Below are 13,192 nucleotides of genomic sequence, written 5' to 3'. Positions count from 1 at the left end.
AGAGAGGTTGAAACGTGTTTTTCAGAAGTATGCACATCAATGGCCTGATCCCAATGCCACAGGAGTCTCGAGCAGCGTTACGCTGCAGTTGCTCTGACACCTGCGCAGCCAGACGTCGCCGCGAGGCGTAAGCCAGCCTGTACGGTTTGCCGGCGCGGCCCAACACCGCAGCGCATGTCTTGCAAGCCTTGGAGCATATCTTCTTGAAGGCTAAATGGTCTAGTCAAAGTCCGCCAGCAAAGAATCCAGCTTGAGACATGCAAGCGGGCTTTGCCGCAGCAGGGTGAGCAGGCGCACTCGGGCTTCCAGCAGGTGGGGGGACGAAACACCGTTACGGATAGAGCTGTGGGCCTCAAGAAAGGCGGCCAGGTTGTCGCAATCCTTGATAAGGCGTCCATCCTTGGGGTCAAGGGCGTCGGTGTTGCAGTTTTCCTGCAGGGTGCAGAAGTCCGAAACCTTTTCAATCCTGCCGTGGCGCCGTACGCATTCCTGAAATTCGGACTGAACCCCCAGGCCGAGATAGTAGGATATGCGTTCTACAAGCGCTGTGAATCCCTGTTGCCGCAACGGAGCGAAAACGCGGCGTTCAAGCTCTTTTTCTTCATATTCCTTGATAATCTTTGGCAGGTCAGCCACAGAGCGCTTGACCGGCGAGATGATGTCGCGGGTGAGCACTTCCGGCAGGTCATGAAAAAGCCCGCAGAAAAAATTGTTGTTGGCTCTGGCGCGGCAGGCGTTGACCGACAGGCTGAAAAAGTAGGCGAAGCAGGCCACAATAAACATGTGCCCCAGTACGGACGTTGCGGGTATGCGCGGAGCCTGCGTCCAGCGGATCTGAAAACGCAGCTGCCCGCAGAGGTTGGCCAGGCGGTTCAGGGCTGTACCCTGGGTACGCATATGCTCCAGGCCCTTCAGGTCGGTGAACGAATGCAGCCTGTCCACAAAGGATTGCCCGATATCGTCCATTTCGTCGTCAAAATGGCTGTTGAGGGGCTTGATAAGATTGAATTCCCACTGTGAGGCGTACAGGTGCGCGGCCGTGAGTATGCGCCGGGGCAGGCTGCCATCATCCGGCGCATGGTGCCAGCGGCACATCCGTTCCCAGAAGGGGCCAAGAGGCGACAGCGCCGGCTGCAGGCTTTCCAGCACATGGTCTGTCAACTGACGGTACTGTTCGGGATTTTCTTTTATGCGGTAAAAGATCGGCGGTTTGATGTCGGTTATGATCAGGCGGTAGAAATAGTCGAAAAGGCCGCCTTCAATAATGTCGCCCGCAAGGCGCACTTTTTTTTCTTCAGACATGTGGAGCGAGTTTTCATGCCACAGCACACAGGCTAGCAGCATCTTGTGCGCCTGCTTGTCGGTTTCAAGCAGTTCCGCCGGGCGCAATTTGTCGTTCCAGCGCAGAAGGTACGCACCTGAAAAAATGAGTTGAAGCAAGCTTTTGCGAATATCTGCCATATTTTCTCCGGAGGCCTGTCGGAAAAACACTTGGCAGTATAGGAAGATATGGGGTAAAGCTCAAGGGCTTCATGACGTCCCCGTATTTTGCGGCTTTTACCGCGAATGGGTGGACAAGCTCTTGACAGGTTCAAGAGTTTACCGTATTGAAGCTTTCTTTACTGCGATACTGTTGTCACCCCCGTTCGACGGCGCATCGCGCAATGAACTTTTTTGCGGCCTCTACGGCTGCTGCTATTTGCAGATGTGAGGAGTCATTCCGATGAAGACGTTCAGCCCCACCCCCAAAGACATCAACCGCCAGTGGTTCGTGGTTGACGCCCAGGATCAGGTGCTTGGCCGTCTGGCCAGCCAGATCGCCCACCGCCTGCGCGGCAAGCACAAGCCGGAATTTGCCCCGCATATGGATAACGGGGACTTTATCGTGGTAGTTAACTGCGAAAAGATCAAGGTCACCGGCAACAAGCTGGCTGACAAAAAATATTACCGGCACTCCGGCTGGGTTGGCGGTCTCAAGACCACCATCCTCGGCGATGTGCTGGCCGACAAGCCTTCCCGCGCCCTGATGGCTGCCGTGAAGGGTATGCTGCCCAAAAATCGCCTGGGCCGCGCCATGCTGAAGAAGCTTAAGATTTACGCCGGGCCTGAACATCCGCACACGGCCCAGAATCCCCAGCCGCTGACGCTGCCGCATTAAGGAGTAGAATGCCATGAGCGAGAAATTTGAATACGGCACCGGCCGCCGCAAGACCGCCACGGCGCGTACCCGCATATATGCCGGTTCCGGTGGCATCACGGTCAACGGGCGTTCCTTTGAGAACTATTTTCCCCGTAAGACCCTGCAGATGATTATCCGCCAGCCCCTGGTGCTTGCCAAGCTGGCCGACAAACTCGATGTGCGCGTCAACGTGGCTGGCGGTGGTGTGACCGGTCAGGCCGAAGCTGTGCGCCACGGTATTTCCAGAGCTCTTCTGCTGGTAGACCCGGCCCTGCGCCCTGTGCTCAAGAAAGCCGGCTTTCTTACCCGCGATGCCCGCAAGAAAGAACGTAAAAAGTACGGCCTGCGCGCTGCACGCGCCCGGTACCAGTACTCCAAACGTTAATACCTTTTACGAAAGCCCTGCATGTCAGGGCTTTCGTGTTTTTCCGGCGGGTCGCCTTTGCGGCCCGCCTTTTTTTACACGCCGCGCCATCGGGCGTTTTTATGCGGATTTTTCCCAGTAAAACTGTATGATCTGTGGCTGCCGGTGGTCCGCATGTCCACATGCCAAAGAGAGTTGCCATGACCGCTATGACCAGAGACGGCCAGCCTTCAGGCCGGTTTCCTATCCTTGATTACGCTTATACGCACGAACAGACGCAGGCCACCACCGGCTATTTTTCCTGTGTGCCGCCTGAGGGCCTGGGGTTCGAGGCCGCCCTCGAGCGCCTTGAAGCCGCGCCTATGGATGATTTTCTTCATCTGCATCTTCTCCGTCATCTGAGTGCGCAAAATACGGACTATCTGGCCGGGCTTGCGGCCTTGTGCCATGATGAAAAAAAGGATGATTTCGTGCGTCCTGTTCTGGCTGCCCTGCTGCTGGAGTGCGCGATTCTTGTGCCGCAGCATGAAAAAGCCTGCGCAGCCTTTCCCGCCGATGCTGCGGCTCGCTTGGCGCATGCCAGTCCGGCACTGTACCTGCGGGCGGTCTGCCGTTCCGACATGGAGACCGCAGCAGCGTGGAGCGAGCTGTTCCGGAACAATATTTGTGGGCATCATGCGCTGCCGCGCCCGGAAGAGGCAGGCATTCCTTTGCTTTTCAGCCAGAAAAGCATTGCGGAAACAGCCCGGGGTATGGCAGCCGGGGCAGGCTCCATCGTCGCGCACCATGAGCGGCTAGCTGCGGAGGCTGCCCCGGCATGGCAGCGCCCTCCAGCCCAGGAGACATTTTTGCGCGCCCTGGATGCCCTGATGGAGGCGGGTATTATTGCCGGTCCGGAAATGCGTCACGAAGCATCGCTTTCGCCCATAGCACTGCTGCGGGCATGGCAGGTGGATATGGAGGTGTGCTGCGGCGCGGCACGTCACCGCTTGCGTGGTCAGGCCACTGCTTATGGCCGGGGGCTGTCTCTTGCTGCGGCGCGTGCCTCTTATGCCATGGAAATTGTGGAGCGTTCCAGTGCTTACGTCAGTATCGGGCCATCGGATGACGGATGCGATGGTGATTGCGAGCGGGCGGAAGTCGGGCAGGTGCGCAACCGCAAGCAGCCGCTGCCGCTGGTGAAGGCCCGTTTTTCCGAGTTGCAGGCATGGGGCAGGGCAGCTCTGGATCCCAACATGTTGCCTGTGGAAACCCCGTACGAAGACTCTCCTTTGCACTGGCTGCCAGCCGTGGCACCGGATGGAAGCGGGGTTCTTGTGCCGGCCCAGGCAGTATTTTTGTTCTGCAACCTTGATGAGCAGGCTCTTTTTCTGGCCGGTGGTTCTACAGGGCTTGCATCGGGCAACACGCTGGATGAAGCCCGGCAGGCGGCGTTGACGGAAATATTCGAGCGCGATGCCGAAGCCACCACGCCTTACAGCCGCTCACGCTGCTTTGTCCTGAAAAGCCGTGATGCGCGTCTGCAATCCCTGCTGGATGATTATGCCGCTTGCGGCATCAATGTACAGTTTCAGGACATTACTACTGAATTCGGGCTGCCCGTGTACCAGTGTTTTGTTATGGGACGCGATGGCGTCCTTGCCCGGGCCACGGGTGCGGGGCTGAGCGGCCCGCGCGCCGCCCTTGCCGCACTGACGGAAACCCCCTGGCCCTATTCCACCTCGCAAGCCGTTCGGCCTACGCCTTCCGGCCCCGGCCTTGCCGGGCTCCCCGTGCGTATGCTGGAAGACCTGCCGGACTACAGCCTGCCATCGCCCGCCGACAATTGCCGCCTGCTGGAGGCCATATTGGCTGATCACGGCAAAAAACCACTTTATGTGGATATAAGCCGGGCGGACCTTGATTTGCCTGTTGTGCGGGCCATTGTCCCCCATCTCTCACTCACCGGAGAATGGGACAGGTTTTCGCGGCCGGATATGCGGATTTTTGCGCGTTACCTTAATCTGTTTACCTGATTTTTACGGGCTTATGGCTTTTCTGAATTGCAGGCTATGCTCAAGTTGTTTATAGTGTGGGCCTGATGGCCGCGTCCTTGTGGCACGGCCCTGTGAAAACAAAAAACTGGAGGGAAAGGATGAAAATGGGCAAATTTTTTGCGGCGCTGGCCGGGCTGGCGCTCACCTTCGGCTTTGCCGGGCAGGCTCTGGCCGCTGATGCCGCTCCTATCAAAATAGGCGTATACCTTCCCTTGACCGGGCAGAATGCCTTTGGCGGGCAGCTTGAGCTTGAAGGCGTACGCCTGGCCCATAAGGAAATGCCCACCGTTCTCGGGCGTCCTGTTGATCTGGTGGTTGTGGACAACAAGTCCGACAAGGTCGAGGCTGCCAACGCTGTAAAACGCCTTGTGGAACGTGACAAGGTTGTGGCGCTCATCGGTTCCTATGGTTCTTCTTTGGCCATGTCTGGCGCAGAAGTGGCCGAAAAGGCCAAAGTTCCCGGCATCGGCACCTCCTGCACCAACCCCCTCGTGACCCAGGGCAAGAAGTATTACTTCCGCGCCTGCTTCATCGACCCCTATCAGGGGGCTGCCGCGGCCACGTATGCCCGTGAAAACCTGGGCTTCAAAAAGGCCGCCGTGCTTATGGATATGACCAATGACTACGCTGTGGGCCTGGCCAGTTTCTTCTCCCGTTCGTTCAAGAAGCAGGGAGGAGAAGTTGTCGGCACTCTCAAGTACAGCTCCGGCGACCAGGACTTCACGGCACAGCTTACCGAACTGATCTCCAAACAGCCCGACATCGTTTTCATGCCCGCCTACTTTGCTGAAGGCGCTATCATCATGAAGCAGGCCCGTGAACTGGGTGCCAAGTTCCGCCTTATGGGCGCGGACGCCATGGATAACCCCGACACCCTCAAGCTCGGCGGCAAGGCTGCTGAAGGCTTCCTGCACACCACCTTTCCCTATGATCCGGCTATGACCAATATGAGCGAAGCCGCCCAGCGGTTTACCGATGCCTGGAAGGCCACCTATCCCGACAAGGAAACCAACGTTAACGGCGCTCTTGGATACAACAGCTACTTCATCATCATTGACGCCATCAAGCGCGCTAATTCCGCCGAGCCTCAGGCCATTGCCAAGGCTCTGGGCGAAACCAAGGACCTGTCCACGGCTCTTGGCGTGTTGTCCATCAACGAATCTCACGATGCTGAAATGCCCGTGGGCATCATTGAGTACAAGGATGGCAAGCGCGTGTATGTGGGCGAAGTGACGCCCAAATAAGTTGCCTTTTCCCTGCCCCGCAGCCTCTGTGGCTGCGGGGCGCTTTTCTCTTTTTTTGCCGCCGTCCGCGCGGAAAGGCCTCTTGTGGCCTTTCTTTCGTCGCGATCCAGTACGGCTGCCGAGGTGGCCACATGAGCCTTGACATGTTTTTGCAGCACTGCTTTAACGCCCTTACCCTGGGATCGCTCTACGCGCTTATCGCCATTGGCTACACAATGGTCTACGGCATATTGCGCCTGATCAACTTTGCGCATGGCGATATCCTGATGGTTGGCGCCTACTTTGTTTTTTTCGGCACGTTCGCTTTTGGCTGGCCCTGGGGTGTGGCCGCCGTAGTTTCGGTGGCGGGCGCAAGCCTGCTCGGGGTTTTCATTGAAAGGGTCGCGTACCGGCCTTTGCGCGATGCGCCACGTATTTCGGCGCTTATCAGCGCCATTGCCGTTTCATTTTTTATAGAAAGTCTGGCTGTAGTCGTCTTTACAGGCCAGCCGCGTCCGGTGCTTCAGCCTGAATGGCTTGTTGCCGAGTGGCAGATAGGCAGCCTGCGCATTTTACCGCTCACAGCGTTTGTGCCTTTGATGACCATAGTTCTTGTGGGCTTTCTGCTGTACGTGGTTTATCGCACCAAGCCAGGACTGGCCATGCGCGCCATATCTAAGGATATCGAGACCACGCGCCTGCTCGGTGTGCGGGTGGACAACATCATTGCCCTGACCTTCTGCATCGGTTCGGCTCTGGCCGCGGCTTCAGGCATTATGTGGGCCTTGCGCTACCCCCAGGTGCATCCGTATATGGGGATCATGCCGGGGCTCAAGGCATTTATTGCCGCCGTGTTCGGGGGGATCGGTTCCATTCAGGGCGCGGTTATCGGCGGGGTGGCCCTGGGCTTTGTGGAAATCATGACTGTGGCCTTCATGCCTGAGCTTTCGGGATACCGTGACGCTTTCGCCTTTGTGCTACTGGTGCTTGTGCTTTTTTACAAGCCCACGGGCCTTCTGGGTGAACGCATGGAGGAGAAAATCTGATGCGCCTGAACAGCAGCACGCTTTTGAGCATACTGGTCATGGTTCTGCTGGGCTGCGCTGTCTGGCAGGCAGAAACATTTTTGGGCGATTACCAGATTTATATTGCCAAGCTCATCTTCATCAACGCCATTCTGGCCCTTTCACTCAACCTCATTTATGGGTTCACAGGTCTTTTCTCTTTGGGGCATGCGGGCTTTATAGCCGTGGGCGCTTACGTTTCGGCCCTGTGCATTCTGCCGCCGGAACAGAAAGAAATGATGTGGATTCTCGAACCTATAATGTGGCCTTTTTCCGAACTGTTCACGCCGTTCTGGGCCTCTGTGCTGGCCGGGGGCGTTGTAGCCACCATATTCGCTTTTTTTATAGCTGTTCCCGTACTGCGCCTTGGGGATGACTATCTGGGTATAGCCACTCTTGGTTTTGCTGAGATCATCCGGGTGCTCATCGTCAACGCCACGCCCATAACCAACGGCTCTCTGGGCATCAAGGGCATACCGGGACACGCCACACTGCTGGCCTGTTACGGCTGGGTGCTTTTTACCCTCATTGTGCTTGCGCGACTTGTGTTCAGCAACTACGGCAACGTGCTGCGCTGCATACGTGATAACGAGATTGCAGCCAGAGTCATGGGTATCAACGTATTCTGGAACAAGGTGCTTTCTTTCTGCATCGGTGCATTTTTCGCCGGTGTGGGGGGAGCCTTGCTTGGCAGCCACCTTTCCACCATTGACCCAAAGATGTTCAATTTTTTGCTGACCTTCAACGTGCTCATGTTTGTAGTGGCTGGCGGGCTCGGCTCTCTGACGGGCAGTCTGCTTGGTGCTACGGTTATCACCATTCTTCTGGAGTGGCTGCGTGCAATTGAAGAACCCATGGATATCTTTGGCCTGTTCGAGCTGCCGGGCATTCCCGGCATGCGCATGGTGGTGTTTTCAATGGTTCTGCTGGCCATTATCCTGTACCGGCGTGAAGGCATCATGGGCACGAGGGAACTGACCTGGAAGAGAATTGGCGCATTTCTGAGGAGGCACAAGGCATGAGCGAGTTTATTCTGCCCCGCCCCCCGCATTATGAAGGCGCCTTGCTTCTCGCCCGGGATGTGACCATGCGCTTTGGCGGCGTTACTGCCGTGAGCGAGCTTTCATTGGCCCTGCCCAAGGGAAGCATCGCAGGCATCATTGGACCGAACGGTGCGGGAAAAACAACGGCCTTCAACGTGCTCAGCGGATTTTACACGCCGCAGGGTGGAGATGTCATTTTTGACGGACAGAGCATCAAGGGCCGGAAGCCCTATGATATCTGCCGTCAGGGCATGGCCCGCACGTTTCAGAACATCCGCCTTTCGCAACACATGACCGTGCTTGAAAATATCATGGTGGGCTGTCATGTGCGGCGTCACTGCCCCTGGTGGATGGCGCCGCTCGGTCTGCCGTCTTTTTACCGTGAAGAAGCCGAAATCAGGGAAAAAAGCCGCAAGCTGGCGGAACGGGTAAATCTTGGCGAGCATCTCGATGACCTGGCCGGCAGCCTGCCTTACGGCGCGCAGCGCCGGCTTGAGATTGCCCGTGCTCTGGCTACCGAACCCCGGCTGCTTTTGCTGGACGAGCCTGCTGCAGGGATGAACCCCCAGGAAAGCATTGAGCTTATGCATTTCATTGGTCATATCCGCGACGAATTTGATCTGACCATCCTGCTCATCGAGCATGACATGAAAGTTGTCATGGGCGTATGCCAGTACATCTGGGTTATGGAGTACGGCGCGCTCATCGCTGAAGGCGGGCCGGAGGATATTCGTAATAATCCCGTAGTAATCCGCGCCTACCTTGGTGAGGACATGGGCGCTGGCGGCATGTTTTGATGCGTGATCGCATTATAGCCGTAACGGCTGAAGATATAATGGATATGGTGCAGCATGCTTGAAATTCGTGACCTTCATGTACGCTACGGCGGCATTCAGGCCGTGCAGGGAGTAAGCCTTACCATCCCGCGCGGCAGCATTGTGACCCTCATTGGAGCCAACGGCGCGGGCAAGAGCAGCATTATCCGCTCCATTGCCGGGCTGAACAAAAACGTTAATGGTGAAATACTGCTAACCCGTCACGAAGGCGAGACACCGTCTTCTCTCATGGGCCTCAAGCCTGAAGATATGGTGCGGCGGGGCATCTCACTCTCTCCTGAGGGGCGGCGCATCCTGCCTCATCTGACAGTTGCCGAAAACCTGATGCTTGGTGCATATTCCCGCAATGACCGTCAGGAAATTGCCGATGATATCGAGTGGGTATATACGCTTTTTCCTCGCCTCAAGGAGCGGAACTGGCAGAAGGGCGGCACACTTTCCGGCGGTGAACAGCAGATGCTGGCCGTGGGCAGGGCGCTCATGAGCCGCCCTGATCTGCTTATGCTGGACGAGCCTTCCCTGGGGCTGGCCCCCTTGCTGGTGCGCGAGATTTTTGAAATCGTCAAACGTATCAATGCCGATGGAAAAACCGTGCTGCTGGTGGAGCAAAATGCTTTTGCGGCTCTTTCTGTGGCACACTACGCCTATATTCTGGAAGTGGGCCGTGTTGTGCTGGAAGGCCCCGGCAGGCAGCTGCTGGAAAACCCCAAAGTCAAAGAAGCTTATCTGGGAGGCTAGGCCCGATAGCGGGAGTGACGGGGCATCCCCCTTGCTTCCCGGCGTTTTGAGAACTATTATAAAAAGCGGGACTGAAAAGTCCCGCTTTTTTGTATCCCTGCAAGGCCCATCGCCGTTCGCGTTTCACAGGCACGGCAGCGGCCCACATCATAACAGCGGGCAGACGGGAGTGTCAGGCCTGCAACGCAGGAGGTTTCATGCGGCGTTTTTTTTCATTTGCGGCTCTGGCATTACTGCTTGCTCTGGCCTGCCCGGCAATTGCGGCCAGTGATAAACCAGCCCAGGGGGATGACAGCGGGGTGCTTACGCGTCTGCCCAACGGGCTTACCGTCTATATTCTGAAGGATGTACGTTTTCCCCTTGTAGCCACGCGCCTGTATGTACGCACAGGCTCTGCCAATGAAAAGCCTGATCAGGCGGGTATCAGTCACCTGCTTGAGCATATGGTGTTCAAGGGTACGGAGCACAGGCCAAAGGGCCAGGTGGCTCAGGATGTGGAGGCGCTGGGCGGCTACCTCAATGCTGCCACCAGCTTTGACAAGACATGGTACATGACCGATATGCCCGCCGCGCATTGGCGCACCGGCATGGATGTGGTCAAGGAAATGGCTTTCCAGCCTTCGCTGGATCCAAAAGAGCTGGAATCTGAAAAGGAAGTGGTCATTTCCGAGCTTGAAGGCGATCAGGACTCGCCCATGAGCAGGCTTTTTGAAAGCCTGCAGACTTCTGCCTTGCAAAACACGGTTTACGGGCGGCCCATCATCGGCTTTAAAGACACCATCCGGGCAGTCACGGCCGAAGATCTGCGTGCGTATGTGCGGCACTGGTATCAACCGCAAAACATGCTGCTGCTGGTAGCCGGCGATATTGATCCGCAGGCGGTGCTGGCGTATAGCCAGAAGCTTTTTGGCGGCCTGACCAATAACGGCGACCTTGCCGAACCGCAACCCGTAAATCTGGCCGATGCTTCGGGCGGGCCGCGGGTAGAGGTTATCTACGGCCCCTGGAGCAAGGTTTATATGGGTATGGCTTTTCCCGTACCCGGCCTGCGCGACCTGCGTTCTGTGGATCTGGATGTGCTCTGCTATCTCCTGGGTGGCGACGGTACATCCGAACTGTACCGCAAGTTCAAATATGAAAAACAGATGGTAGACAGCATCGGCATGGGCAACATGAGCCTGTCCCGTGCTGGTCTTGTCTATCTGAGCGCCCAGCTTGATGTGGACAAGGTGGAGCCCTTCTGGCGTGAACTGACCAGGGACATGGCGGCCCTCAAGGCCGGGCAGTTCAGGCCGGAAGCCATTGAGCGGGCCAGGTTCAACCTTGAGGATAATATGGACAGGGCAGGCGAGACCCTCAATGGTCTTGCTTCATGGCTCGGCACTGTACAGTTTGAACTGGGGGGCAAACAGGCCGAGATGAACCTGCGTTTTGCCCAGCGCAATGTGGATGTACCACAACTGGCTCAGGCCCTTGAGCTGTGGCTCAACCCCCGGCAGGCGCGTGTGCGCGTGCTGGCCCCGGAAGGAGCGAAGCTTCCTGACCTGGAGGCCATCCTGCAGCAGAACTGGCCCGGGCCTGAAAGTGATCAGGTGCGAAAGGCACGGGCTTCAAAGGCGGGCGAGCGCGAAGTGGTACAGCTGGGCGCTGGCCGCACCCTCATTTTACAACCTGACGCCACGGTTCCCTACGTGGCCGTTGATATGATGCTCCCGGGCGGCAACGCTTTACTCAAGCCAGATTGCCAAGGACTTGCTGGCCTTACGGCCCGCGCGCTTACCTCGGGCATCGGCACGCTGGACGCCCAGGGTGTGGAACGCTTTTTTTCCGACCGCGCAGCGGCCATAGATGCCAGTGCCGGGCTGCAGAGCTTTACCCTCTCCATTACCGGCCCGGCGCGCTTCAATGCAGACTATTTCGCCATACTGGGCGAAGCGTTGCGCAGCCCCAGGTTTGAAGAAAAGGAAATACGACGTGAAGCGGACAATATGAAAGCCGCCATACGTCAACGGTCCGACAGGCCTTCGTCCTACCTGTTTTCCAAGCTCAACGGATTTCTTTTCCCTGGCGGCCAACCTTACGGCTATGACGGCCTGGGTAATGCGGAAAACCTCGACCGTTTTGGGGGCAAGGATGTACGCGCCTTCTGGCAGGAACAGATGGGACAGCCCTGGGTCCTTTCCATAGCCGGAGACTTCGACCGTGAGGCCGTGCTGGCCTTAGCCCGGTCCTTGCCTGTACCCCGCACAGATATCCCCGCGCCGGGCGCTCCGGCATGGGGGCATGATAAAAAACTCGACCTGCACCTCCCTGGCCGCAATCAGGCGCATGTGCTCCAGGTTTTCAAGGCTGTGCCGCCTACCCATGAGGATGCGCCGGCCCTGATGCTGCTTCAGGCCGTGCTTTCCGGTCAGAGCGGTCTGCTGTTCAGCCAGTTGAGAGATGTGGAAGGCCTGGGTTACACGGTGACGGCTTTTTATCGCAGTATGCCCGAAGCAGGAATGATGGCTTTTTACATAGGCACTACTCCGGACAAAGTGGAGCAGGCCCGTAAAGGTTTTGGCAAGATTATTGCCGACATCAAGGCAAAACCCCTGTCGGCTGCGCAACTGGAGGCCGGGGCAAACCGTCTGCTTGGCGCATACTTTCGCGAACGGCAAAGCCTGGGCGCACGGGCTGCGGATGCCGCCGGTGATGCCCTTTTGCGCCGCCCCTATGACTTTGACCGCCAGCTTATTGAAAAGGCCGCAACCCTGACGCCTGCTCAGGTGCAGGCCGTGGCCAGGAAATATCTGGAGCAGGAAAACGCTTACGAACTGGTGCTCTTGCCCTGACAATACCTGTAGTTCCGCGAAGGTGCGTGACGACAGTGTGTTTTGCCCCCATCAGGCCTTTCAGGTGAAGCCTCTTGCGCGAACCTGGAGCCTGATGGGGTTTTGCATGGCAATAAGAAGAAGGGCAGGCCTGTTTCACAAAGAAACGGCTATGGCCGAAAGTCGGCACGTACCGTCAGTATCGGCGTTTTTTTACTGTCTGTGAAGGAGGGGAAGTGCTGCCTCCAGCTTGTCAGGAATATTTATCGAAAAAAAATGACCTGAAAAAAACGGCCACTAGCGCGGGTTTTTAGCTGCTAACTTCAAAAATCCGCTTGTATCAAGGACTTGAGCAGCCTTGAAATCATCTTCGCAGTGCGCTAGGTTGCAGATCCGCACTGAGGGAAGTCACCAGCCAGCATATCAGGCTGCGGAACTTTCAATAGCGGTTCCGGCAGTGTTAAGCAGGGCAGAGCCCCCATTCTCGCCCTGTGCTCTTTTGCGGTCTTTTTTCAGTCCTGCTTAACGAGCGTAATTAAAAATTTTTCTTAATATAAACTAAACTGTTCCCATGCACCTAGGAAGTCTTTTTTACCAACCCCAATTGACATGAAGCGGTTCTTTTGAGATTTTCTAGACATTGAAAGTGCCCCACCGGGCTTAATCGGGAATCCCGTGAAAAGCGGGAGCGGACCCGCCGCCGTAAGCCGGGCAACAAACTGTCTTTCACCATGCGCCACTGGGTTCAGCCCGGGAAGGCCGAAAGATGGCCGGCAAGCCGGAAGACCTGCTTTCAACTTACCTTCAAAGGGTGATGGGTATCCCCTGTAACCCCAATAAGGACAACCGACACGGGGCTTTTGTCGGTCAGTCCCCCCGCTGAGGGCGGTCTGCCT

10 protein-coding genes and 1 riboswitch are annotated in these 13,192 nt (G+C 56.9%); of the genes, 9 read left to right on the top strand and 1 reads right to left on the bottom strand.

Annotation, left to right across the window (positions count from 1 at the left end):
* Positions 1-219: 219 nt before the first annotated feature.
* The gene (locus tag ACZ495_RS05935) at positions 220-1,461 is read right to left on the bottom strand and encodes an HD domain-containing protein (protein WP_012624693.1); all 1,242 of its coding nucleotides are present in this window, start codon (positions 1,459-1,461) and stop codon (positions 220-222) included.
* 262 nt (positions 1,462-1,723) lie between these two features.
* On the opposite strand from ACZ495_RS05935, the gene rplM reads away from it, so the two are divergent.
* The 9 genes from rplM (at position 1,724) to ACZ495_RS05890 (ending at position 12,317) form a co-directional block, all read left to right on the top strand.
* A complete protein-coding gene (gene rplM / locus ACZ495_RS05930; RefSeq protein WP_012624694.1) occupies positions 1,724-2,158 on the top strand; it encodes a 50S ribosomal protein L13 in 435 nt (144 codons plus the stop codon).
* 13 nt (positions 2,159-2,171) lie between these two features.
* Entirely contained in the window at positions 2,172-2,564 is a 393-nt protein-coding gene (gene rpsI, locus ACZ495_RS05925) for a 30S ribosomal protein S9 (protein ID WP_012624695.1), read from the top strand.
* Positions 2,565-2,743: 179 nt separating this feature from the next.
* Entirely contained in the window at positions 2,744-4,558 is a 1,815-nt protein-coding gene (locus tag ACZ495_RS05920) for a YcaO-like family protein (RefSeq protein WP_012624696.1), read from the top strand.
* A gap of 119 nt (positions 4,559-4,677) precedes the next feature.
* Positions 4,678-5,823, top strand: coding sequence for an ABC transporter substrate-binding protein (locus ACZ495_RS05915; protein ID WP_012624697.1), 1,146 nt, complete (start codon positions 4,678-4,680; stop codon positions 5,821-5,823).
* A 131-nt stretch (positions 5,824-5,954) separates the two neighbouring features.
* A complete protein-coding gene (locus ACZ495_RS05910) occupies positions 5,955-6,848 on the top strand; it encodes a branched-chain amino acid ABC transporter permease (RefSeq protein ID WP_012624698.1) in 894 nt (297 codons plus the stop codon).
* Entirely contained in the window at positions 6,848-7,888 is a 1,041-nt protein-coding gene (locus ACZ495_RS05905; protein ID WP_012624699.1) for a branched-chain amino acid ABC transporter permease, read from the top strand. The genes ACZ495_RS05910 and ACZ495_RS05905 overlap by 1 nt, the downstream gene beginning before the upstream one ends.
* Positions 7,885-8,706: an ABC transporter ATP-binding protein gene (locus ACZ495_RS05900; RefSeq protein WP_072311819.1), complete on the top strand. Its 822-nt coding sequence runs from the start codon at positions 7,885-7,887 to the stop codon at positions 8,704-8,706. Before ACZ495_RS05905 ends, ACZ495_RS05900 begins: the two co-directional genes overlap by 4 nt.
* A 54-nt stretch (positions 8,707-8,760) precedes the next feature.
* Positions 8,761-9,483, top strand: coding sequence for an ABC transporter ATP-binding protein (locus tag ACZ495_RS05895; protein ID WP_012624701.1), 723 nt, complete (start codon positions 8,761-8,763; stop codon positions 9,481-9,483).
* A 197-nt stretch (positions 9,484-9,680) separates the two neighbouring features.
* Entirely contained in the window at positions 9,681-12,317 is a 2,637-nt protein-coding gene (locus tag ACZ495_RS05890) for a M16 family metallopeptidase (protein WP_464262822.1), read from the top strand.
* A gap of 606 nt (positions 12,318-12,923) precedes the next feature.
* Positions 12,924-13,105, top strand: a riboswitch (cobalamin riboswitch).
* Positions 13,106-13,192 lie beyond the last annotated feature (87 nt).

The organism is Desulfovibrio sp. GTC20076, assembly GCF_055385905.1.
Note: the sequence above shows the minus strand (reverse complement) of the source record. Positions and strands in the feature narration are given on the sequence as shown.